This is a genomic window from Gilliamella sp. B2838 (assembly GCF_026536185.1).
In the GTDB taxonomy this organism is placed as follows: domain Bacteria; phylum Pseudomonadota; class Gammaproteobacteria; order Enterobacterales; family Orbaceae; genus Gilliamella.
This window is the reverse complement of record NZ_JAFNOO010000001.1, coordinates 239863-263072: the sequence shown is the minus strand read 5'-3', so window position 1 is coordinate 263072 and position 23210 is coordinate 239863. Positions and strand designations below refer to the sequence as shown.

Here is a 23210-nt window from a genome sequence, read left to right as displayed (position 1 = left end):
TTATGCAGATTTTCGAAACAAAAATTCACGGACTTAAAGTTATACATCCTAAAGTAATGAATGATAATCGAGGGTACTTTTTTGAAGTTTTTCAAAAAGAACGTTATCAAAGATTATTGGGTATAGATTATGAATTTGTTCAAGATAATTACTCTCGTTCATTTAAAAATGTTCTTAGAGGCTTGCATTTTCAACAAGATAATCCACAAGGTAAATTATTGCGAGTTGTGCAAGGACAAGTGTTTGATGTAGCAGTTGACATTCGTAAAGATTCTTCAACGTTTGGGCAATGGATAGGAATAATTTTATCTGCAGAGAATAATAAACAATTTTGGATTCCACCAGGGTTTGCTCACGGTTTTTTAGTTTTATCTGATGTTGCTGATGTGGAATACAAATGTACTAATTATTATGATCCTAAATCGGAGAAATGTTTATTGTGGAATGACACTACCATTAATATCAATTGGCCAATTACCAATCCAATACTATCTGATAAGGATGGACGTGGTAAAACATTTATGGAGTTGTTGTAGCAAATGAAAGTTTTGTTAACAGGTTCAAATGGTCAATTAGGTCAATGTATAATAACGGTATTTCCTTCAAATTATGAGCTAATTGAAACTGATAAACAACAGCTTGATATAACTGATAGTTTTGCAATAGAAAAAATTATTAACAAACACAAGCCTAATGCTATTATTAATTCAGCAGCTTATACAGCTGTTGATAAAGCAGAGGAAGAGCAAGATTTAGCTAATAAAATTAATGTCCTTGGATCGCAAAATTTAGCTGTTATAGCAAATAAATATAATATAAAACTTATTCATGTATCCACTGATTATGTTTTTGATGGTAAAAAAAATATTCCATATAATGAGAATGATATAACTAATCCTATCAATGTCTATGGTAAAACAAAACGTGATGGTGAAATTGCAGTTCTAGATAATAATCCATCCTCTATTATAATTAGGACCTCTTGGGTTTTTAGTGAATATGGTCATAACTTTGTTAAAACTATGCTAAAGCTATTTAAAACAAGAACAGAGTTGTCTGTAATTGATGATCAAAAAGGCAATCCAACTTATGGAGGAGACATAGCATTAACTATTTTTAATATGCTTGAAAATAATAGCCCTAGTGGAATTTATCATTATTGTGGCGACGAAACAGTTAGCTGGTATGATTTTGCTAAACGTATTTTTGATGTTAAGAAAAGATTAAATCTATCAACTAAACATTCAGATATTAAGATTATGCCAATTTTAACTAAAGATTATCCGACAAGGGCACTTAGGCCTCAGTATTCCGTGCTTTGTATGGAAAAAATAAAGTTATTAGGCATTAAAAGTTCTAATTGGAACAAGGCGCTTATGCACGTTATTCCTAAAATAAATTTATAATAAACGTCTTGCTTTGATAGGTTTATAACATCTTGGGTGTTTTTTGGCTATTAGGCATCGCGATAATTTTAGGAAAACATTAAGTGAGTATTCTTTTCGAACAAATTTTCTTAGTATATATAACAATACTTTTATACTAGTTTTATTTTCATAAAGTAATTTATTCAATATTTTTGAATAGTCCATTTCAAGTTTTCGAGTTGGACTAATTTGGGCTTGATTATGTAGATTGAAATTCAAAGAATGATTAATTTTGCCAATACACAATCCTTTAAAATTTGTGTTATTTAATTTTTTTAAATCAATGAAAAAACATGTATCTATAGCATATAGAGCATAACTCTCATTAAATATTTGAGTTTTAGTTTGGAATAGATAATTTATTAATTTATGTGATATTGTTAATCCAGAAGCAATAGATTCGATTTCACCCATCTCAAATGTAGCTTTATCTAATAATTTTTCAGATTGGGCATAAATTGGATAGCAGAGCGATTTTTCTTTTGTTCTCCAGTTGGCGGAATATATAAAAGGGATAATTATATCGAAAGTATTATTTAATAATATATTTTGGAAAAAGTCTGAAGCTAAAATTGAGTCTTGATCTAAAATTGAAAAAAAATCAAAATTCTCTTTAATAATAAAAAAATTATAGATTTTACTTAAAGCAATATTATTAGTATTTTCATAAATTGAAATTTGAACATTTTGTTTATTAAAAATAGATTCAAATTCTTTACATTCATTGATTTCAAGTTGTTTGGGTCCATTATTCCAAATAATTATATTTAGGTTAATATTTTTTTTTTGAGTATTCAATAGCGATTGGATAGTTTCAGAACTCTTTATATCTGAATTATACAAAATTATTACGGCTGTGATGTTCATTTTTTGCAAAATTATTATAAATTTTCTTAATATTATATCTTTTTATTAATAATAAAGATAGGACGTTATCCTTTAAATATAATATATAACTTATTATTCAAGCTAACTTAAATTTTAATTTATTAATGGTAATACCAAGGGACTAATTTATCTTTGTCATTCAAATGTAGTTCTGTACAATGTAATAAAGCTAACGAGGCAACTTCTATTTATAGTATAATAAATATTAATTTAAAATTTACTTTTTCATTATGTCTAAAAAATATAATTCTCTAAATACTCTTATACAACTTTGGCCTTATATTAAACCCTTTAAAAAAGCATTAATTGTAGCTGTTTTGGGGCTCTTATTGAATGCTGCAACTGACGCCACATTAATATCACTTACTAAACCATTGCTTGATCATGGTTTAATGGATAAAAATTATTCTCTTTTGATTGCAATAGCGATTGCAATTATCGGTTTAATTTTATTGCGAGGGCTGTCCAATTATGCGTCAACTTATTGTCTTTCTTGGTTATCGGGTAAAGTGGTAACTAAATTTAGGCAGATGATATTTGATCATTTAATTAAAAGTCCTACCAGTTTTCATGATAAGCAATCCGTTGGTGATCTTGTTTCCATTATAACTTTTAATACTCAAATGTTATCAAAAGCTTCTTCCGATGCACTGATTATTCTTATTCGAGAGATAGCTTATGCAATAGGATTATGTATTGTTATGCTATATGGTAGTTGGAAATTGGCTTCAGTACTTATTATTTTAGTTCCATTAGTTATCTTGATAGCTCAATATATAGCTAAAAAGTTCAGACAAACCATTGCCTCCATGCAACAAGGAATGGGACAAATTACCACAGCAACTGATGAAATGCTGAAGGGACATAAAGAGGTTTTAATCTTTAATGCTCAAAAATATGAAAAACGTAACTTTAATTATATTACAGATGGTGTTCGGCGTGGTATGCTCAAAATAGAGTTAGTCTCGAGATTGTCAACTCCTATTATTCAATTAGTTGCTACTTTAGGATTAGGTTTTATACTTTATTTAGTTGCTAGTCAACATCTTGATATTACGCCAGGTTCATTTACTGTCGTTTTTTCTGCGATGGTGGCGGTTATGCGGCCATTAAGGGAATTAACAAGCTTGCATGTTGAATTACAAAAAGGTGCAATTGCTTGTGAATCACTATTTGATCTTTTGCATTCGCCTTTAGAAGAGGATCGCGGTAGTATTGTTGCCGATAAAATTAAAGGAAATATTGAGTTCAAAAATGTAACCTATACCTATCCCACAAGGAATGCACCAGCACTGAATAATCTTTCGTTAAAGATTGAAGCCGGTCAAACCATAGCTCTTGTTGGTCGTTCAGGAGCAGGTAAATCGACTATTGCAAGCTTACTTCCACGTTTTTATGATGTATCTATAGGTGAAATTCTAATAGATTCTATAAATATTCAACAATATACATTAAGATCATTACGCAACCAAATTGGTTATGTTTCTCAAAATGTACATTTATTTAATGGAACGATTGCTGAAAATATTGCTTATGGTGAAAAACACCTTTACAGTAAAGAAGATATAATTAGAGCAGCAAGACTAGCTAATGCAATTGAATTTATTGATAAATTGGATAAGGGAATTGATACCGAGATCGGTGATAACGGTATCTTGTTATCTGGTGGGCAACGACAACGAATTGCTATAGCACGTGTTTTATTACGAAATAATCCAATTTTAATTTTTGATGAAGCAACTTCAGCATTAGATAATGAATCTGAAAGATTGGTTCAAGATGCTATAGATATTCTACAAAAAAATAGAACATCAATTATTATTGCTCATCGTTTATCTACTATTGAAAAAGCAGATCGAATATTAGTTATCGATGATGGTAAGGTTGTAGAAGATGGAAACCATCAATCATTAATGTCCGCAAACGGAATTTATGCTCAAATGCATAAAATGCAATTTAATTCTTAGAATAAACAAAAGATAATATTGAATATGACACAACAAAATATAAATGAAATAGATAAAGATTCATCAACATTAAGAACTTTCTTAAAGTTATGGCCATTTATTGCAGAACATAAATTTATCTTATTTTTATCTGTTATTTTGCTGATTGCTAGTGCTTTTGCTGATACTTCATTAATTGCATTATTACGACCATTACTTGATCGCGGTTTTTCTATGAATGATCAAGAATTTTTATTTATGGCACCTTTTTATATTTTTGCTTTAGTTTTGTTGAGAGGGATTGCTAATTATGGTTATTCCATTTTTCTATCATTAGTTTCTGGTAAAATTGTGATGAAAATTCGGCAAAAATTATTTAGCCATTTTGTTGATGCACCAGTTAGTTATTTTGATCAAAATTCAACAGGTAGATTGTTGTCAAGAATTACTTATGATACTGACCAAGTCGCAGCGTCTTCATCAGATGCTTTAATTACAATAATTCGTGAATCAGCCTTTATTTGTGGGTTGTTTTATACAATGTTTTATAATAGTTGGCAGTTATCACTATCTTTGATTATCATTACCCCCATTGTAATTGCTTTAATCACTTATATCTCTGTTAGATTTCGGCGATTAGCCAAAAATATGCAAAATTCGATGGGTAATGTCACTATGTCTGTTGAGCAAATGCTAAAAGGGCATAGAGAAATTATAATATTTGGTGCACAGGACGAAGAATCGAAAAATTTTGAAAAAGTAAGTAATAAATTTAGACGTGATGGAATGCGTTTAGTTTCAATATCAGCATTATCAACACCTATTGTGCAGTTAGTAATCTCATTTGCTATTGCATTTGTTTTATTAACTGCGAGTAATCCAGATTTGAATATCACTCCAGGTGAGTTCACCGTCGTTTTTTCCTCATTGGTTGCTTTAATGCAACCAATAAAAAGCTTAACTAGTGTTAATGCTGGATTCCAAAAAGGTATGGCTGCGTGTCAAACGTTGTTTGCAATATTAGAGCAACCTGTAGAAAATGATCGCGGGACTTTAGATGTTGAAAGAGTAGAAGGTAATATAGTTTTTGAAAACGTATCATTCGGTTATGAAACAAGAAATGAATTGGCTTTAAATGATATTAGTTTTACTGTCCCTGCTGGTAAAACTGTTGCTTTAGTGGGGCGTTCAGGATCAGGAAAAACTACAATAGCCAGTTTATTAACCCGTTTTTATGATGTATCTCAAGGAAATATTTTAATTGATGATATTAATATACAAAACTATACTCTTTACTCTTTAAGAAATCAGATTGGATTAGTGTCTCAAAACGTTCATTTATTTAACGATACAATTGCTAATAATATTGCTTATGGACGGCTAGGAATATATTCTCAAGAACAAATAGAAGAAGCAGCTAAGAAAGCCTATGCTTATGATTTTATCATGGACCTTGAAAATGGCTTTGACACAAAGGTTGGTGAAAGTGGTGTTTTATTGTCAGGTGGTCAACGTCAACGTATTGCAATAGCAAGAGCATTATTACGCGATACGCCTATTTTAATTCTTGATGAAGCAACATCAGCTTTAGATTCTGAATCAGAACGTGCGATCCAAAAAGCTTTAGATGAACTGCAAAAAGGAAGGACAGCTATTGTAATTGCCCATCGATTATCAACTATTGAAAATGCAGATGAGATATTGGTTATGAATGATGGTAAAATTATTGAAAAAGGCACTCATTCAGAGTTATTGAGCCTTAATGGTACATATACAAGGTTGCATAAAAGTAATTTCAACGAGTAATGTACGTCTTTTTTGATCTTATTGTGTTGGTTTGAACTCGCTTTTATTAAAATTTATCCAATGAACAATATTGTTTGTAGTTGTTTTTAATATCCGAACAGGGATGCTGTTTGGATATAGCACATTTCAATAATGCTATTTTTGTTGATATTGAACAATCGTGCTGTTTTAAAAATTTTGAGATAAAACAAATATTACCGATGATGTTAGACTTGTTGTTGATATAAATGCGTATGAGAAGTTTCAATAAACCTAATTCCTTAATCAAGTTATCTTTTTCGTCTTTGTTAATAAATTTCTCTGATTTTAATACTGTTTCTAAATAAGTAGCATTCATAACTAATATATAATTACGTGTAGCAATAGCAGATAAAGGTAACGTAGTAATTTTTTGTATACATTTATGTAAAACGCTTCTGAGAGTATTAGTATAAAGATTGTCTACACCTAGATTTGACAGTGAACAATGACCTATACGATGAAAATATGCCATCTTATTCTTTAGATAATGAGAAATTTTTGCTTTTGTTATAATCGAAAGAGAAAATAAATGATCTTCATGATTTCTTTCTATAAATTTTTCTGTAACTAATTGTCTTTTAAAAATATAACGCCATACAACGCCAGAGTAATTTTTTCTTTCTAAAAGATAATTTAACAAGCTAATACCTGATTCAAATGTTTTTGTTTCTATGCCTGTTATATGTTCTAACTTTAATATATTTTTATCTGTAAAAGCTGTGTAATCAAAATAAAATAACTCCAACTGTGGATTTGTTTTTAGTGATAATTCGAAATATTTCAGTAAATCGGGATTTAGGATGTCATCAGAGTCAATAAATAAGATATATTCACCTGTGGCTAATTCAATCCCTTTATTTCGAGCTGCACTTACCCCTTGATTTGTTTGTTTATATATTTTGATAAACTCATAGCATGATGCATATTTTTCAAGAATTGAGATTGTATTGTCAATAGAACCATCATCTATACAGATAACCTCTTTAGATACATAAGATTGGCTAATTAAAGAATCTAAGCAATCTTTAATGTAATTTTCAACATTATAACAAGGTATAATTATAGAAAGACAAATGGTTTTATTAATCATAAGATTCGGTCAGATAATTACTTTTTAAGAAATAATTTATATTTTAAATAGATAATATAATAATAAACAGATCTAAAATAGTATTTCTGTTTAAATAGATATTTAGCATAGTTTCTTATTGATGAACTATCGCCACTTAAAGGTAATGGCTCATCTTTCCAGGGAGAGAGAGCTAAATAGTCGTTAAAAATTTCAGAAAGATAGACTTTATACCAAGGTTTATTTTGTGAAATATAGTGTAATATAACAGTATAGGGCCTTATCTGTTTTTCCTGATGGGCATCGATAGAAATTTTTATTTTAGTATTAAACTTTATTGGTAATAATAGTGTCTTATTTTCCAGTAAAATATTTAAAACATCTTGATCGGCAAACTTATAAATATTTCCATCATTTATCATAGTTAGTGCTTTTTCAGAAATATTTTCTTCACACCATTTCTTGGTATTTATTAACAAAACTCCAGCATTAAAGTATTTTGTTGAATCAATATTATACATTTTGCTAATAGTTTGCTGCATATCTTTAGTATCACTAATTACGCCTGCAATATAATTGTCAATATTGTATTCAGTTATTTTATTTAATGATTGTAAACAAATTATGTCACTATCAAGATAAATTAATTGATCCGTTACTGAAACGAGAAGTTTTGGCATAATAAAACGAATACAAGTTGATACCGTTGGAATATGCAAAACTAATGTTTTGGGATTGATAATAAAATTATTATTTAAGTAATAAAGTGTAATTGATACATTATCAAATATTAACTCTTTAAATTTTAATATATTTGCATCAGAAACATTATCAATAAAAAGGTGAAAATTAAGATTATAATTTGGAGTATTTTTAATTACAGATGATATTGCAACTCCCGCTGGTAGTGCATAATTATTGTCAAAACCTAAGGCAATGTTAAGAGTAGGAAACAGTGGATTATGATTCGTACTTATAGGTTCAATTTGATCAATAAAGTTATTTACATTATACATTTAAATTCGTTCTAATTTTAGTTATTTTTACAATATATTTCGTTAATTATATATTCGATTTTTAACAAAATATAGGTGAAAATTTTATATAAATAAAATTTTGGATGTTTTGAAAACATTTAAAAGGTTAAATAAATTTACACATTTAAAGTATTTAATTAAAATAAAAAAAATTTTTTAAAGTGAAAGCATAAATGTTTAATTCCAATAAATATATAAGTAAAGTTGAAGAGTTTTCTCAAAAAAGTACCAAAGATAATAATTTAATGCACATTGCATTGGCTTTTGATGATAATTATGCAATGCCAGCAGGAATTACAATAACTTCAATCATTCAAAATAATAATAACTTAAATTTTTGTTTCCATCTTTTTGTGGATACTATTTCTTCAATGCAACTACAAAAATTTAATGAGTTAGTAAGTGACAAATGTACTATTAAGATATATTACTTAAATAATAACTTTCAGGTTAATTCAGAAACATTACTTTTGGGTTATTTATCTTTTATGTCATGTGTTCGATTTATTATTCCTGATATATTAGAAAAAGAAACGGATAAATTCTTATATATTGATAGCGATATTTTATGTTTAAAGCCTATAAATACTTTATATAATACTGAAATTACGAGTTATATTGCTGCAGTAATTCCCGATGATGACGTAATGAGAAATGTTATCAAAGATTTATATCCTATTAATTCAGAAAAATATTTTAATGCTGGAGTTTTACTCATTAACACAAAAGAATGGGTTAAGAACGAAATCTCTGCTAAATGTATGCAAACAATAAATGACGGAAATATCTATCGTTTTGCTGATCAGGATGTTTTGAATATATTATTAGAAGGTAAAACGTTATTATTACCTATTAAATTCAATACCAAAGTTCAAATAACAATTTCTTGCCGTGAAGAAAAATCTATTCCACCTTATACAGTATTATTACATTATGTTACAGGGTATAAACCTTGGTACCAAACATTTGATTCTAATTTATTCAAAAAGTATTTTAATTTATCTCCATGGCGTCATACAAGACGTCCTTTGGCGTTAAAAAGATCATGGCTACGCCATTTTGCTAAATATAATTTTAAGAAGGGTAAAATAGCAACGGCTTTGAAATTTTACTATCTTTATTTGACTAAAAAAAATTTTTAATCTAATTGACTTACAGAAAGTTGAAAACCAATTACTAATTTTACTATCTAATAAATTCATTATAAAACAATACTAGGGTTGGTATTGTTTTATAATGTCGTTATATTCGTAAGATTTCCCATCTACTGATAATATTAGATCTTTGTTAATAAAGGATGGATCAATATTTACAGAATAACCAAGTAAATTACTTAATAAATAAACAAGATTAGATGTATTTATCATTTTGTTTTCATTTCGGTAACTTTCGGTTTCCTGACAAGGATAATTATCATAAGATGAATATATCATTAGTGGGATTTCAAATTGGTTACTAAATTCTTTGGATTTTCTCAATAATCCATGTCCCAAGTTAACTATTTCGCCATGATCGGGTGTATAAATTAAAATAAAATCATCTAATTTTTCTTTTAAAATGGTATAAATTTCTTTTATGACTCGATCTGTATGGTGAATTGTTCGATCATAATCATCGCCATCAGGTAAACTTATCTTATCAACTTCATCATACCCAAGTTTGTAAGGTTTATGACTACCAGCTAAGTGAATGACAATGAAATTTTTTTCATTATTTTGAAAATTGGTTTCAATTAATTGTTTAGGTAACTCTAGATCGTCTTTTAAATCTTCTATAAATATATTACTTAATTTGGCAATAATTGAATATTTACTACTATGGGGTCCTGATTCACCATTTTTTGATATCCATGATGTTTTATAGCTTTGATTGTTCGCCATTTCTATTATATTTTTTTCTTCTAGTAATGGTTGCTCGTCATTTGGTTTGGCGAATGAGAATAACATAGGGATTGAATCTCGAGTGATAGAAGCAGGAGAATGAACTTCTGGTACTATGCAGCTATTTGATTGAGTAAAAATATTGTGCATTTCTGGTGTTGTATTTTTATTATATCCATAAATGCTATGTCGCCCTTTATAGGCTGATTCACCTAAAATGAAAATAATATTTTTATATTTGTTAAATGTATTTTCATTATGTAAATTTACGATTGAATGATTAAAGTTTTCGTGCTCAATGACGTTTGTATATTTTTCGCTAAAACCCAAATAATCAATGACTAAAATAATCGAATTACCAATTACTACTGGGTATTTTACACGTACAGATTTATTTATTGAAAAAAAAGGATCGACCTGAAATTCAACAACATGTCGCTTATCTGATAAATAGTAGTATAGAGTGTTTTTAAACAAGAAAAAGCAACAGACACAAATTATTGACCAATATAATATTCTATTTTTTAAAGATATTTTTATTTTATTAAAAATAAAATAGGTATAAGTGAATGAAAAAATAAAAGCGGGTAGTATGATTGCAAAAAATTCATGTTGAATCATTAAGTAGCTTTGATTTGTATCATTTTCCAAAGCCGTTTTCAAAAGTGATTCACTGATATGGCCATATCGAAAATTAAAAAATAGTTCAATGCCTAAAATAAAATTGAATAACCCAAATATTATTAATCTTATTAACTTAACTTTTGGGGAAATGAATAAAAACAGAAAATAAATTAGAAACGTATAACTAAAATTTTTTAATTTATCGACATTTATTATGTAATATGCGATAAAAATAATTGCAAAGTACATAAAAATAAAAACATTCTGCTTTGTTAGAATTTTGATATTTAAACTCTTTATTTGGGGCATGAAATATAACCTTTAAGATCTTTCTTAATTTAATGACGATTTAATTTTCTATATAAATACATTAAGTAACTTTTTATTCCCTTAACTATCGCCCCTTTTCGAAACAATTGTTTGGCATAAACTCTATAATCAACCGCTCTCATTTTATTTTTGTAAGATTTTAAGACATCATTACTCCATGGCGTGAAATGTTTATAGAATTGATATACATTTTGTGACAAACCTTCATGCTCGATGTACCACATTTTTCTAGGGCCCGTGAAATGAATAAAGTAAGGTAATGTCTCTTTATTATCGAAAAAAGTCTCTTTTTGTTTATCAGTCATCCAAGTAAATAAATAATTCCATTTAGCGTCAATTATTTTTATGTGATCTTGTAACACAATATTTAAGGCATCTTGATCGGCATATTTTAAATCTTTATTTTTATACAATATCTCATTTGTTTTATCTTCGACATTAAATTTCATCCAATTTTCAATGTTAATGTAAAGTACGCCAGCATTAAAATAACTATTAGAATTTATATTTAATCGAATTGCATTAGGATCTTGTTTTTCCTGCATTGAGTCTAAACTTGCGGCACAAATAATATTGTTAATATTAATTTTATTAATAGCAGAGATATTTGAAAAACATAATACATCAGCATCAAGATATAGTAATTTATCGACTTTACCTGACAACAACCTAGGGACTATGAGACGAATGAAAGTTGAATTTGAGATGTGGCTTGTTGAAAATTTATGCTGATATTGATTCATTTCATCTTTTTTTATTTCATAAATAGTAATTAGAGAAGATGTTTTTTTTAGTTTTTCGATATCTTCATTTTTTACATCATATAAAAAAACATGAAATTGAAGTTTTTCAGTTAAATTATTTAAAATAATGGATTTTATTGAAACTGATACATGTTCCAAGTAGTTAGAATCTGTACAATAAGCAATGTTGATAATTTCTTTGTCCATATTGGATTTTACTTTATATAGTTCACTTCATTCAGTTATTAAATTATAAAATTAATTATATATTCATAGTTTAGATTAAGGTATGTTACAATATTTTTAGTTATTTCTCCATAACCTAAAAAACAGTATAAGATGAAAGAAAATTTTTTTGTCAGTAAAATGACAACATTATTCAACAATACCCTCGAATCTTTACCCACTTTGCACATCGCTTTTTGTTTTGATGATAACTATGCTATGCCGGCTGGCATTGCAATGTCATCAGTGATAGTAAATAACCCCGATAAAAATCTAGTTTTCCACTTATTTGGTAATCATGTTTCAAATGAAAAAATTCTAAAATTTAATGAATTAAAAAAAACAAATGTTTCTATCATTTATTACGAAATTAGTGATGATTTTTCAATTAATCCCGACACATTGGTTTTACATGTGTCAGCATCGACTTGTTTGCGCTTTGTTGTTCCTCAAATTTTGAACAAAGTGACTTCTCGAGTGTTATATTTAGATTGTGATGTGCTTTGCACTGATAATCTTAATGAATTAATCAATACAGATTTAAATAATAAATATGCAGCTGTGGTGCCTGATGTAGATAAGACTCAAGAAAAACAGAGCACTGCATGTAATATTACTTATGGCGAATATTTTAATGCGGGTATGATTTATATCAATACAGATATGTGGGTAGAAAACAACTTAACCGATAAAGCATTTACTATGATAAATAGCGGTAAAGTCTATAAGTTTGCTGATCAGGATGTATTGAACATTTTAATGAAAGGTAAAACAGTATTTTTACCTCGACGATTTAATAATATAACTGCACTCACTGTTGGTGGAAAAGAGGATGATTTAGTTGAACAACGTTCTGTTATTATTCATTATGTTACCGGAAATAAACCTTGGTATCGATTGTATCTAACGCCACTTTATCAACAGTATCTGTTATTATCACCTTGGGCAAATGATAAACTATTACTAGCCAATGAGAATGCACCGTCGACAACAAGGCGTTATGCCAAAATGCTTGCTAAGGAGCATAAATATTTTTCAGCTTTTAAATATTATTTATTGTATTTAAAACATAAAGCTTTTAAAAAACACTAAAGGTTTATTTTGTGATTGATGTTGATAAATTTATTACTACAAAAAATGAATTATTATCTAACTTTATTAACAATGAAGATGTATTACATATTCTTTTATGTTTTGATGATAATTATGCCTTACCTGCTGGTGTAAATATTATTTCAGTTATCGAAAATAATAAAAAATATCAGCTTCATTTTCATTTGTTTACACACAGTATTTCAGATGAAAATAGAAAAAAATTTGCTTCAATAAACTCTAATAACGTTAATATAACTGAATATGTTATCAATGATCATTTTCAAGTTGATCATAAAAATACAGAGCAATTTCCAATTTCTGCATGTGTTCGATTAATTGCCCCTATGATTTTGAAACATGTCACTGACAGATTACTTTATATTGATAGTGATACACTTTGTCTTAAGTCTTTGGAATTTATCAATGAAACTAATTTAGATTCGGCAATTATTGCTTCTGTTGCCGATGTCGCTTATATGCAAGAGTCTCAATGCGTTAAATATAATATTGCCTTTGGTTCTTATTTTAATTCAGGTGTTATGTTAATTAATATTCCGTTATGGTGTCAGGAAAATATTACCTCTAAAACATTACAATTATTAAATAGTGGTAAAAAATACCAATTTCCAGACCAAGATGTATTAAATATTGCTATAGGTGAACGAAGAGTGATATTAGAAAATAGATTTAATAATCTATTAGCATTATCAATTAATGGAAATGAAGATGCTATGGTTATGGTGCCAGACAATACGGTAATAATTCATTACATTACTAAAAATAAACCTTGGCATGAACCTTATCGATCTAAATTATTTGATTATTATTTAGAAAAATCACCATGGAAAAATGCCTCTTTAATCCCCTATAACAATAAAAAGACCTCATCAATTCGGGCATACTCTCGGTTGATGTTCAAGCAAAAAAAATATTTGGCGGGAATTAAACATTATCTTATTTATTTAAAAACAAAATTAAAAAAATAATATGCTATTTTTTTATTGGTTTTAACGGTAAATCAGGATTACAGTTTTAAAAGTTGATTTTTTTATGGTTATTCGATGAGTGAGTAATAGTTATATATTTTATTATATTAAAATAGCGTATCTATTACCGACCATGGTTAGATATATCTTTTTTCGGTGGTTACTGGTATAGTATACAACTTATTTTAGTCGTTAGTTGTTCAATTCAGTTACAATAAATCCATCATAATTTTGATGATGAAATCATTTTATTCTGACGTTATTCCTGAAATATTTTTCTTAATTTTATTGATGTGTTGAACTTATCTTATTCATTAGTAGGTGCATGTTAAGTGGTTGATGATTTTGCCGAGAATGGTTTACTGGCGAAAGCAATAGATGGTTTTGTGGCAAGAGAGCCGCAGCGCAATATGGCCAATAAAGTCTCGGAATCAATAAAAAAACAACGCTCTCTTGTAGTTGAAGCTGGCACAGGAACCGGTAAAACTTTTGCTTATCTTGTTCCCGCTCTTCGTAGTGATAAAAAAGTTATTTTATCTACTGGTTCAAAAAATCTTCAAGAACAGTTATATAGCAAAGATTTGCCAATTATCAAAAAGGCATTAAATTTTACAGGTAAAATAGCATTGCTTAAAGGTCGAGCTAATTATCTTTGTTTGGAACGTTTATATCATCAATATGCTGCCGCGGGGGACCTTGATAAAACGTTAAGGGTTGACTTAGTCCGTGTTAAAAATTGGTCGATTAAAACTAAAGATGGTGATATTAGCAAATGTACAACTGTAACTGAAGACAATCTCATTTGGCCATTATTAACCAGCACTAATGATAATTGCTTAGGAAGTGATTGTGAACATTATAATGATTGTTATGTTGTTAAAGCCCGTAAACGAGCATTAAATGCTGATGTAGTGGTGGTTAACCATCATCTCTTTTTGGCTGATGTTGTTGTAAAAGACACGGGATTTGGCGAATTGATTCCTAAAGCCGATGTTATGATTTTTGATGAAGCTCATCAATTGCCGGATCTGGCTTGTCACTATTTTGGCCAACAATTGACTAGTCGTCAACTTTTTGATCTTGCGAAAGAAATTAACCTCACTTATCGCACTGAAGTAAAAGATATGTCGCAACTACAACAATGTGCAGATAAATTACAAAAATGTACTCAAGATTTACGTCTAGCAATTAATCAGCAATCGCCAAAAGGTAATTTGCGTTATTTATTTCATCAAGAAGACGTTAAAAAAGAATTATCTTATCTCATTGATGCGTTAACTTTTTGTCATGAAGTATTGCAACTAGCTGTTGGACGTTCTTCAACCTTAGATAACTGTTTTGAAAGAGTCGGTCAATACAGCATGTTATTAAAGCGATTACAGCAAACCGATGTAACAGGATTCAGTTATTGGTATGAAAGTAGTTATAACTATTTTGTTTTTGCTTTAACGCCATTATCGGTGGCGGATAAATTTACAGAACTATTAGCAGAACGTAAAGGCAGTTGGATTTTTACTTCAGCAACGCTTTCTGTCAATAATCAATTAGATTATTTTACTAAACGTTTAGGTTTAACCGATGCCGATTCACTTATTTTAGAAAGTCCTTTTGATTATATACATCAAACGGTTTTATGTGTACCTCGTTATATTCCATCGCCAAATGAACAAGGGAATGCTGAAAAATTAGTTGATATCTTATTGCCAGTCATAGAAGCAAACAAAGGGCGTTGCTTCTTTTTATGTACTTCATATGCAATGATGCATGCTTTAGCTAAACAGTTTCGAGAATTGACAAAACTCCCCGTTTTAGTACAGGGTGAAACCAGTAAAATCAAATTGTTAGATCAGTTTATCCACAGTGGTAATGCACTATTAATTGCAACAAGTAGTTTTTGGGAAGGAATTGATGTTAGGGGAGATACTTTGTCTTGTGTTATTATTGACAAACTCCCTTTTACATCACCTGATGATCCGTTAATTAAAGCCCGTATGGAAGATTGTCAAATGCAAGGTGGTGATGCCTTCAACGAAGTGCAGTTACCTGAAGCGGTGATTACTTTAAAACAGGGCGTAGGGCGATTAATTCGTCATCATAATGATCGCGGTGCAATTATAATCTGTGATAATCGTTTAGTTATGCGACCTTATGGTGCAACATTTATTAACAGCTTACCACCATCACCAAGAACACGTGATATAAACAAAGTTAAAGAATTTTTATTAAAAAAAGTTAACGGATAAAAAATTGGAAAAAACATGAGTACTATTTTAGCCATTGATACCTCAACAGAAGCTTGTTCAGTAGCTTTACTTTATTGTAATGAAATTACGCACGATTTTAAAATATCGGCCCGCGATCATACTAAACAAATTTTACCGATGATTGATAATATTCTTAAACAATCTAACTGTTCCCTGTCACAAATTGATGCAATCGCATTTGGACAAGGACCGGGTAGTTTTACGGGTGTACGTATTGGTATTGGTGTTGCTCAAGGGTTAGCATTAGGCATTGATAAACCCATGATAGGGGTATCAACGTTAATGACTTTAGCTCAAGGTGCTTATCGAACCAATCATGCAACGCACGTTTTAGCCGCCATTGATGCTAGAATGAGTGAGGTGTATTTAGGGCAATACCGTTATGAGCATAATCAATGGCAAGCTATGATTCCAGAATGCGTAATTGCACCTAAATGTGTTTTTGACAAAGTAGAAAATCTTAGTAGCGATACCTATAGTGCGGGAACCGGCTGGCAAACCTATCCTGATATGATAAACACTATCAAGCAAAGTGATATACTATTACCCCATGCTCAAGATTTGGTTGTTTTAGCTCAACAAAAATGGCAAAACAATGAATGGGTCTCGGTAGAGGATGTTGAACCGACCTATTTGCGCAATGAAGTCACTTGGAAAAAGCTTCCCGGTCGATAAAATAAAAGCCACAAACTGTGGCTTTTATTTTAGTAGATTACTTTTTATTCTTTAAAAAGTCCCAAATGTTCTTTTGCATAAGCTTCAAAATCTGTACAACCACCAATTGGTTTTTCATCAATGAAAATTTGTGGAACGGTTTCGACAGGTTTACCCACGCTTTTAGACAGATCTTCTTTAGTAATGCCTTCTTCGTTTATATCAACATAACGATAAGAAAAATCATCACGTTCTTGTGATAACTTTTCAGCTAATTCTTTAGCTCTTGAACAATATGGACAGCCCTGACGGCCAAAAATTACAGTATACATTTTTCACCTCTAATCATTTATTTAAGTTTATTTCACTATACTGAATTTTGATAGAAAAAAAAGCACTTAAACATAGTTAATTAAATAGATTATATCTATTGATAATAAATTTTGAAAGTAAATAGAACCTCAAATTTAATAATTAACATCAGATTGATTATTTATATGTCAATTTGAGCGTTATTGCGTTTAACGTGAATTTTATACTTTAGATGAAATAAGTTGCACTTAAATAAAACATCAACGCCACAAAATTAAAAATTATTCATGTAGTCGACAGTCATTTTGATTTTAGGCGAGATTTTTTAACATAAAAATAGATTAATATTTGTCTGTTTTGATCGGTTTCATTTTGCGAAAACTATCTATTAAAAATGATATTTCAAGTAGCTTAATATAAAATGGCATCTGGTTTATGCGTTTGTGTTCAATCTGTATCAAACGTAAAGTTTTTATTCAGTAAACTTATTAAATAGTGGGTATATATGTTAAAAAAATTATTGTTAATTCTATTAATATTCCCAGTTATCGCCGTAGCTAAACAAAAACAATGCGCTGTTAAACCCAGCTATGATATTACTATAACTGAAAAAAATGTGCGAATTTTCAATAAAAATAGTGATCTAACTATTTTATCTAATGGAAATGTCGAGCTCAATCAAAGCCCCGTTTTGCTAAATGCACAACAACAAAAACAGACGTTAATGTTTCAAAAGAATATTAGGCAACAGCTACCACAACTTGAACAGCAGGCTTTAACTATGTTGTCTAGCGTTAAATTTAGTTTTGAAAATGCGATTAAAAATAAGCTTGGCAATGATAGTAAGTTACAAAGTGAATTAAATAAATTATACAAAAGATTAGTAAAATTGTTACACCAGTCGATTATTACGGAAAATGGTAGAACAGAATTTCACTATCAAAATTTTAATAATTTGAAAAAAGATGGCGAAGAGATAGGCCAACGAATTTTTTATAATGTTGTGGGGGGGAGTCTAGTCAATTTTAACTTCTTTCAAAATTATGCCACAATCAATGAAATTTCAAAAAATGAATGGAAAGCACAAAAGCCAAAACTTAAGGCTTTTGATGCCCATATTTGTTCAGTTATTACTGATATAAATAATCAATATCAGCAAATATTAAGCGAACTCGAGCATTGATAAATAAGTCAATAGACATTGATACAAACTTTTGCGAAAATAGCCTATCTTAAACGATAGAATGAAAGACATAGAGATTTATGACAGCACGTATAATTGATGGCAAACAGTTAGCTCAGCAAATTAGAAATGACATTGCAAATAAAGTAAAAGAACGCGTCGCTAAAGGATTATCTATTCCTGGACTTGCTGTTATCCAAGTTGGTTCGGATCCGGCTTCAAAAATTTATGTGCAAAATAAACAAAAAGCATGTGATGAAGTTGGTTTTGCATCATTTGCTTATGATTTTCCTCAATCAACGACCGAAGCTTTGTTAACACTGATTGACGAGCTCAATGAGCGTAAAGATGTTCATGGTATCTTAGTGCAACTTCCGTTACCTGATAATATCGATAAAACTAAAGTCCTTGAACGGATCCATCCAAGTAAAGATGTTGACGGTTTTCACCCATATAATATCGGACATTTACTACAAAGAGACCCAATTTTACGTCCTTGTACGCCTTATGGCGTCGTGAAAATGTTACAATCAACAGGCGTCAATTTATCTGGGCTGAATGCTACGGTTGTAGGCGCGTCGAGTATTGTTGGGCGGCCAATGGCATTAGAACTGTTATTATTAGGTTGTACAACGACTATTACCCATAGCCGTACTATAGATTTAGCTAAACATGTAAGCAATGCTGATATTGTTGTTGCCGGTGTTGGAATAGCTAATTATGTAAAAGGTGAGTGGATAAAACCAGGTGCAATAGTGATTGATGTTGGTATTAATCGATTACCAAATGGTAAGCTTGCTGGTGATGTAGAGTTTGAAACTGCCGTTGAGCGAGCTGGATGGATAACGCCAGTTCCAGGCGGTGTTGGCCCTATGACTGTCGCTATGCTTATGAGTAACACCCTTGAAGCATGTGAAAAATTTAGTCATTGATTTGATAGATTCGATGAATTTTGGATTGGTAGATGTACATTAAAAAAATGGAAATAAGGAACATTTTATGATTATATTTCACACTTCTTTAGGTGATATTAAAATTAAAACCTTCGATAATGAAGCGCCAGAAACGGTTAAAAATTTTGTTGAATATTGCAAAGAGGGTTTTTACAACAACACTGTATTTCATCGTGTGATTAATAATTTTATGATTCAAGGTGGTGGTTTTGAACCCGGTATGAAACAGAAAAAAACCAAAGCACCTATTAAAAATGAAGCTGATAATGGTCTGAAAAATGATCGGGGTACTTTAGCGATGGCTCGCACCTCTGATCCTCATTCAGCGACTGCACAGTTTTTTATTAATGTAGTGGATAATGATTATTTGAATTATCGATCACCTGATGTAAATGGTTATGGTTATTGTGTATTTGCGCAGGTTGTTGATGGTATGGATGTGGTAGATAAAATTAAAGCAGTCAAAACAGGTCGAAGTGGCATGCATTCCGATGTGCCTGTTGAAGATGTGATTATCAAGAGTGTAACGGTTGAATAATCCTACTCGTTATTTTATTGCAGATATTCATCTTACTGATAATGAACCTGCTCACGATCATTTTGATATAACAGCAGGTTTTTTATCTTTCTTAGACAGTTTACCCGATCACTGTGAACTTTATATTTTAGGTGATCTTTTTGACTATTGGATTGGAGACGATGTCAATTCAATCTTACATAGTAAAATTGCCGATGCGCTAAATGAACTTTCTAACCGACATATAAAAAAATATTTTGTACATGGTAATCGTGATTTTTTATTAGGTAAAAAATATGCTAATGCCTGTGATATGACAATATTGCCAGAGATTAATTGTTTACCTAATCAAGATAGCAATATTATATTTTTGCATGGTGATGTGTTATGTCTTGATGATCCACAATATCAAAAATTCCGTAAAGTAATGCATAAAAAATGGTTACAAACCCTTTTTTTATTATTGCCACTTCGTATTCGTTTAAAAATAGCAGGTAAACTACGTCAAGAAAGCAGTGCACATAATCAAATCAAGTCAGAAAATATTATGGATGTTAATCAAGATGCCGTTGAAAATATGATGAGCAATTATAATGCTAACATAATGGTACATGGTCATACGCATAAACCGGCAACTCATCATTTTTTTATTAACAATCAGCCAGTAACTCGTCTGGTCCTTGGGGCTTGGCATGACGGTATATCTTTTATTAAGCAAGAAGCGAACAGTAATATTTTAAAACTTTATAACCACTCTTTTAAATAATCAGTTTGTAAAATGCTATCTTTTTCGCCAAAATCTCTTAATTTACCTTGTTCTAAGATTAATACATAGTTGGCGATACGCTTAACTTCATTTATGTTATGGGTGACGTAAATGACGGGTATTTTTATTTCATTAATTAACTGGTCGATATAACTTAACAGCTCTTTTTTTCTCGGCATATCTAGGGCTGATAATGGTTCATCCATTAATAATAATTGTGGGTTAGTTAATAACGCTCGTCCAATAGCAACACGTTGTTTTTCTCCGCCAGATAGCATGGCAGGATAACGATTTAATAAATGACCAATATTAAGTACTTCAATCATTTCATCTAATTTTTGCAAATGGAGTTTGTTCATGCCATATGTCAGGTTTTTCAACACGTTATAGTGAGGAAACAACAAAGCATCTTGAAAGACGGTTGCAATGTTTCGTTTTTCAGGCGGAATAAAAATATTTTGAGTGGTGGCAACCAACGTCACTTGGTTAAGCGAGATATTGCCATGGTCAGGTTTAATCAGTCCATTAATAAGATTTATTAAAGTTGATTTTCCCGAGCCTGATACGCCTAAAATTGCTGTCACTCCTTGGCAAGGTATTGAGTGTTTAAATTCAAATGCAAAGGAAGATAGTTGTTTTTTTACATCTATTTCTAACATAACTCATTATCCAAATAATTTCTTCTTGTGCCAACGATTGAGCATTTCGGATAAAAATAGTGCCGCCAAAGACAACACAATGGATATTATACATAACCTCAATGCAGCATGTTCGCCATTAGGCATTTGTAACAGCGTATACATAGCAAGCGGTAGTGTTCGCGTTTCACCTTGGATATTAGAAACAAAAGTAATAGTTGCACCAAATTCACCTAAACATCTTGCAAAACCTAATACAATCCCCATTAAAATACCAGGAAATGCTAATGGTAGTGTAATAGTTATGAATACTTTTAATGGACTTGCACCTAATGTTCGAGCAACACATTCTAAACGTAAATCGATGGATTCAATTGCTAGACGAATGGAGCGAACCATCAATGGAAATGCCACAACTGCCGATGCTAATGCGGCACCTTGCCAATTAAAACTAAAGCTTATCTGTAAATAATAACTTAACCACTCCCCTATAAAGCCATGTCGTCCCATGGTTATTAGCAGCAAATAACCTAAAACGACAGGGGGTAAAACTAGAGGCAAATGCACAATACTATCAAAAAGTGATTTACCTAAAAATTGGCATCTAGCTAAAATCCATGCAGTCAAAATACCAATTGGTAAACTGAATAAAATTGCAGCCCCCGCGATTTTTAAGCTCAGTAGCAGTGTTTGCCATTCATATTCGGTCAATATCATGATTTTTATTATTTTGTTACAAAACCATATTTTTCAAATATGCGTTTAGCTTCAGGTGATTTTAAATATTGATAAAACTCTTTCGCTTCGGGTTTTAACAATGCTATTGGGTACTCAATAGGATCAAATGAGTTAGTAGGAAAAACACCAATGATTTTGACTTTATCACTAATTTTTGCATCTGTGCTATATACAATGCCTAATGCAGCTTCGTTACGTTCAACCAGCATTAACGCATCACGTACATTACTTGCTGGTGCAAATTGTGGAGCTAATTTATCAAATACACCTAAATAAGTTAAGGATTCTTTGGCATACAATCCAGCCGGAACATGATCAGGATCGCCAATCGCTAATCTTTCTGTTTTAGGTAAAATTGCATTCCAGTCAGTGCTACTATTAATATCGATTTTTTCTAATTTTGACTGTTTTGGTGCGATTAATACTAAAGAATTTTTAAGTAAATCTTCTTTGTTTTTAACTAAATTATGTTCTATTAAATAAGTCATCCATTTTTGATCTGCTGACATAAAAATATCAGCGGGCGCACCTTGTTCGATCTGTTTGGCTAATACCGATGACGAAGCGAACGAAAATATAATTTCCTGATTTTTGTGATTTGTTTTATATTCAGCTGCAATATCTTGCATCGCATTGGTTAATGATGCCGCTGCAAATAGGGTTACTTTTTCAATAGCTAAAGTGGAAAATGTGGTTAATAAGGTTGTTATCATTAAAAAAATGTTAATACGTGTTTTCATCATATCCCTCACGCTAAAAATAACTTATGTAATTTTGTAAATTGATGATGATGCGTAAAGCGGTAACTGAGATTTAACATAAAAATCGATAATTAAAACCGCTATCATATCGCTCACTCATCAGATGCATCATATTATAATAAACTTTCCGTTATATAAAATAAAATATATCGATAAATTGATAAACCTTTTTCAGATTTAATCATAAGTTAATGATTGTAAATTGGATTGTTCAAAATAACTTAATTATATAATTGATCTAAAAGATCGTTGAAAAAGAACATAATTCACTTGATGTAAGTTTTTTGAAGGTCGTTGAAAAAACGTCTACAATAATTGAAATTATCTGAATAAGATGTTTTTCAGTT

The 23210-nt window shown here is 30.2% G+C and carries 22 protein-coding genes; 13 read left to right on the top strand and 9 right to left on the bottom strand.

The genetic code is table 11. The features are described 5' to 3' along the window. Positions 1–2: 2 nt before the first annotated feature. Both rfbC and rfbD read left to right on the top strand, forming a co-directional pair. Positions 3–536 (top strand): dTDP-4-dehydrorhamnose 3,5-epimerase, encoded by a 534-nt coding sequence (gene rfbC / locus J3U63_RS01190; protein WP_267370234.1) that lies wholly within the window; start codon positions 3–5, stop codon positions 534–536. Positions 537–539: 3 nt separating this feature from the next. Next, positions 540–1406 (top strand): dTDP-4-dehydrorhamnose reductase, encoded by an 867-nt coding sequence (gene rfbD / locus J3U63_RS01185; RefSeq protein WP_267370233.1) that lies wholly within the window; start codon positions 540–542, stop codon positions 1404–1406. Here rfbD and J3U63_RS01180 read toward each other — a convergent pair. Then, on the bottom strand, positions 1401–2294 hold the full coding sequence (locus J3U63_RS01180) for a glycosyltransferase (protein WP_267370232.1): 894 nt from the start codon (positions 2292–2294) through the stop codon (positions 1401–1403). The two genes, rfbD and J3U63_RS01180, sit on opposite strands and share 6 nt — an antisense overlap. 251 nt (positions 2295–2545) lie before the next feature. Here J3U63_RS01180 and msbA (J3U63_RS01175) point away from each other — a divergent pair, with 251 nt between their 5' ends. Together msbA (J3U63_RS01175) and msbA (J3U63_RS01170) are read left to right on the top strand one after the other, a co-directional pair. Continuing rightward, a complete protein-coding gene (gene msbA, locus J3U63_RS01175) occupies positions 2546–4282 on the top strand; it encodes a lipid A export permease/ATP-binding protein MsbA (protein WP_267370231.1) in 1737 nt (578 codons plus the stop codon). A 24-nt stretch (positions 4283–4306) separates the two neighbouring features. Then, a complete protein-coding gene (gene msbA, locus J3U63_RS01170; RefSeq protein ID WP_267370230.1) occupies positions 4307–6067 on the top strand; it encodes a lipid A ABC transporter ATP-binding protein/permease MsbA in 1761 nt (586 codons plus the stop codon). A gap of 46 nt (positions 6068–6113) precedes the next feature. Here msbA (J3U63_RS01170) and J3U63_RS01165 read toward each other — a convergent pair whose 3' ends face one another. Further along, positions 6114–7178, bottom strand: coding sequence for a glycosyltransferase family 2 protein (locus J3U63_RS01165; protein WP_267370228.1), 1065 nt, complete (start codon positions 7176–7178; stop codon positions 6114–6116). 17 nt (positions 7179–7195) lie between these two features. After that, positions 7196–8173 (bottom strand): glycosyltransferase family 8 protein, encoded by a 978-nt coding sequence (locus J3U63_RS01160; RefSeq protein WP_267370227.1) that lies wholly within the window; start codon positions 8171–8173, stop codon positions 7196–7198. Between the two features lie 194 nt (positions 8174–8367). On the opposite strand from J3U63_RS01160, the gene J3U63_RS01155 reads away from it, so the two are divergent. Continuing rightward, entirely contained in the window at positions 8368–9336 is a 969-nt protein-coding gene (locus tag J3U63_RS01155) for a glycosyltransferase family 8 protein (protein WP_267370226.1), read from the top strand. A 72-nt stretch (positions 9337–9408) separates the two neighbouring features. On the opposite strand, the gene J3U63_RS01150 is transcribed toward J3U63_RS01155, so the two are convergent. Together J3U63_RS01150 and J3U63_RS01145 are read right to left on the bottom strand one after the other, a co-directional pair. Then, positions 9409–11007: a phosphoethanolamine transferase gene (locus J3U63_RS01150; protein ID WP_267370224.1), complete on the bottom strand. Its 1599-nt coding sequence runs from the start codon at positions 11005–11007 to the stop codon at positions 9409–9411. A 29-nt stretch (positions 11008–11036) separates the two neighbouring features. Next, on the bottom strand, positions 11037–11978 hold the full coding sequence (locus J3U63_RS01145) for a glycosyltransferase family 8 protein (RefSeq protein WP_267370223.1): 942 nt from the start codon (positions 11976–11978) through the stop codon (positions 11037–11039). Positions 11979–12110: 132 nt separating this feature from the next. On the opposite strand from J3U63_RS01145, the gene J3U63_RS01140 reads away from it, so the two are divergent. The 4 genes from J3U63_RS01140 (at position 12111) to tsaB (ending at position 17016) form a co-directional block, all read left to right on the top strand. Next, complete coding sequence (locus J3U63_RS01140; protein ID WP_267370221.1) at positions 12111–13088, top strand: glycosyltransferase family 8 protein; 978 nt, start codon at positions 12111–12113, stop codon at positions 13086–13088. A gap of 11 nt (positions 13089–13099) precedes the next feature. Continuing rightward, positions 13100–14077, top strand: a complete 978-nt coding sequence (locus J3U63_RS01135) for a glycosyltransferase family 8 protein (RefSeq protein ID WP_267370220.1) — start codon at positions 13100–13102, stop codon at positions 14075–14077. Between the two features lie 332 nt (positions 14078–14409). Further along, a complete protein-coding gene (locus tag J3U63_RS01130) occupies positions 14410–16320 on the top strand; it encodes an ATP-dependent DNA helicase (RefSeq protein ID WP_267370218.1) in 1911 nt (636 codons plus the stop codon). Positions 16321–16335: 15 nt separating this feature from the next. Next, the gene (tsaB, locus tag J3U63_RS01125; RefSeq protein ID WP_267370216.1) at positions 16336–17016 is read left to right on the top strand and encodes a tRNA (adenosine(37)-N6)-threonylcarbamoyltransferase complex dimerization subunit type 1 TsaB; all 681 of its coding nucleotides are present in this window, start codon (positions 16336–16338) and stop codon (positions 17014–17016) included. 44 nt (positions 17017–17060) lie between these two features. On the opposite strand, the gene J3U63_RS01120 is transcribed toward tsaB, so the two are convergent. Beyond that, positions 17061–17327: a GrxA family glutaredoxin gene (locus tag J3U63_RS01120; RefSeq protein ID WP_065634979.1), complete on the bottom strand. Its 267-nt coding sequence runs from the start codon at positions 17325–17327 to the stop codon at positions 17061–17063. A 485-nt stretch (positions 17328–17812) separates the two neighbouring features. Here J3U63_RS01120 and J3U63_RS01115 point away from each other — a divergent pair, with 485 nt between their 5' ends. The 4 genes from J3U63_RS01115 to J3U63_RS01100 all read left to right on the top strand — a co-directional run bounded on the left by J3U63_RS01115 (position 17813) and on the right by J3U63_RS01100 (position 20726). Beyond that, positions 17813–18490, top strand: a complete 678-nt coding sequence (locus tag J3U63_RS01115; RefSeq protein WP_267333158.1) for a DUF2884 family protein — start codon at positions 17813–17815, stop codon at positions 18488–18490. A gap of 80 nt (positions 18491–18570) precedes the next feature. Beyond that, positions 18571–19422, top strand: coding sequence for a bifunctional methylenetetrahydrofolate dehydrogenase/methenyltetrahydrofolate cyclohydrolase FolD (folD, locus tag J3U63_RS01110; RefSeq protein ID WP_267333157.1), 852 nt, complete (start codon positions 18571–18573; stop codon positions 19420–19422). A gap of 67 nt (positions 19423–19489) precedes the next feature. Then, positions 19490–19981 (top strand): peptidylprolyl isomerase B, encoded by a 492-nt coding sequence (gene ppiB / locus J3U63_RS01105; RefSeq protein WP_065634976.1) that lies wholly within the window; start codon positions 19490–19492, stop codon positions 19979–19981. Next, a complete protein-coding gene (locus tag J3U63_RS01100; protein ID WP_267343796.1) occupies positions 19974–20726 on the top strand; it encodes a UDP-2,3-diacylglucosamine diphosphatase in 753 nt (250 codons plus the stop codon). Before ppiB ends, J3U63_RS01100 begins: the two co-directional genes overlap by 8 nt. On the opposite strand, the gene modC is transcribed toward J3U63_RS01100, so the two are convergent. Genes modC through modA form a run of 3 tightly spaced genes read right to left on the bottom strand, consistent with a single transcriptional unit; the run spans position 20705 to position 22845 of the window. After that, on the bottom strand, positions 20705–21385 hold the full coding sequence (modC, locus tag J3U63_RS01095) for a molybdenum ABC transporter ATP-binding protein (RefSeq protein WP_267370215.1): 681 nt from the start codon (positions 21383–21385) through the stop codon (positions 20705–20707). The genes J3U63_RS01100 and modC overlap by 22 nt on opposite strands. A gap of 6 nt (positions 21386–21391) precedes the next feature. Then, on the bottom strand, positions 21392–22081 hold the full coding sequence (modB, locus tag J3U63_RS01090; RefSeq protein WP_267370214.1) for a molybdate ABC transporter permease subunit: 690 nt from the start codon (positions 22079–22081) through the stop codon (positions 21392–21394). 8 nt (positions 22082–22089) lie between these two features. Next, positions 22090–22845 carry a molybdate ABC transporter substrate-binding protein gene (gene modA, locus J3U63_RS01085; RefSeq protein ID WP_416381275.1) on the bottom strand — a complete coding sequence of 252 codons (756 nt, stop codon included), beginning with the start codon at positions 22843–22845 and terminating at the stop codon, positions 22090–22092. Positions 22846–23210: the final 365 nt, after the last annotated feature.

Excerpts from the sequence above, each read along its gene's own strand:
- rfbC (WP_267370234.1), top strand. The coding sequence starts at position 3 with ATGCAGATTTTCGAAACAAAAATTCACGGACTTAAAGTTATACATCCT.
- rfbD (WP_267370233.1), top strand. The coding sequence starts at position 540 with ATGAAAGTTTTGTTAACAGGTTCAAATGGTCAATTAGGTCAATGTATA.
- J3U63_RS01180 (WP_267370232.1), bottom strand. The coding sequence starts at position 2,294 with ATGAACATCACAGCCGTAATAATTTTGTATAATTCAGATATAAAGAGT.
- msbA (WP_267370231.1), top strand. The coding sequence starts at position 2,546 with ATGTCTAAAAAATATAATTCTCTAAATACTCTTATACAACTTTGGCCT.
- msbA (WP_267370230.1), top strand. The coding sequence starts at position 4,307 with ATGACACAACAAAATATAAATGAAATAGATAAAGATTCATCAACATTA.
- J3U63_RS01165 (WP_267370228.1), bottom strand. The coding sequence starts at position 7,178 with ATGATTAATAAAACCATTTGTCTTTCTATAATTATACCTTGTTATAAT.
- J3U63_RS01160 (WP_267370227.1), bottom strand. The coding sequence starts at position 8,173 with ATGTATAATGTAAATAACTTTATTGATCAAATTGAACCTATAAGTACG.
- J3U63_RS01155 (WP_267370226.1), top strand. The coding sequence starts at position 8,368 with ATGTTTAATTCCAATAAATATATAAGTAAAGTTGAAGAGTTTTCTCAA.
- J3U63_RS01150 (WP_267370224.1), bottom strand. The coding sequence starts at position 11,007 with ATGCCCCAAATAAAGAGTTTAAATATCAAAATTCTAACAAAGCAGAAT.
- J3U63_RS01145 (WP_267370223.1), bottom strand. The coding sequence starts at position 11,978 with ATGGACAAAGAAATTATCAACATTGCTTATTGTACAGATTCTAACTAC.
- J3U63_RS01140 (WP_267370221.1), top strand. The coding sequence starts at position 12,111 with ATGAAAGAAAATTTTTTTGTCAGTAAAATGACAACATTATTCAACAAT.
- tsaB (WP_267370216.1), top strand. The coding sequence starts at position 16,336 with ATGAGTACTATTTTAGCCATTGATACCTCAACAGAAGCTTGTTCAGTA.
- J3U63_RS01120 (WP_065634979.1), bottom strand. The coding sequence starts at position 17,327 with ATGTATACTGTAATTTTTGGCCGTCAGGGCTGTCCATATTGTTCAAGA.
- J3U63_RS01115 (WP_267333158.1), top strand. The coding sequence starts at position 17,813 with ATGTTAAAAAAATTATTGTTAATTCTATTAATATTCCCAGTTATCGCC.
- folD (WP_267333157.1), top strand. The coding sequence starts at position 18,571 with ATGACAGCACGTATAATTGATGGCAAACAGTTAGCTCAGCAAATTAGA.
- ppiB (WP_065634976.1), top strand. The coding sequence starts at position 19,490 with ATGATTATATTTCACACTTCTTTAGGTGATATTAAAATTAAAACCTTC.
- modC (WP_267370215.1), bottom strand. The coding sequence starts at position 21,385 with ATGTTAGAAATAGATGTAAAAAAACAACTATCTTCCTTTGCATTTGAA.
- modB (WP_267370214.1), bottom strand. The coding sequence starts at position 22,081 with ATGATATTGACCGAATATGAATGGCAAACACTGCTACTGAGCTTAAAA.
- modA (WP_416381275.1), bottom strand. The coding sequence starts at position 22,845 with ATGATGAAAACACGTATTAACATTTTTTTAATGATAACAACCTTATTA.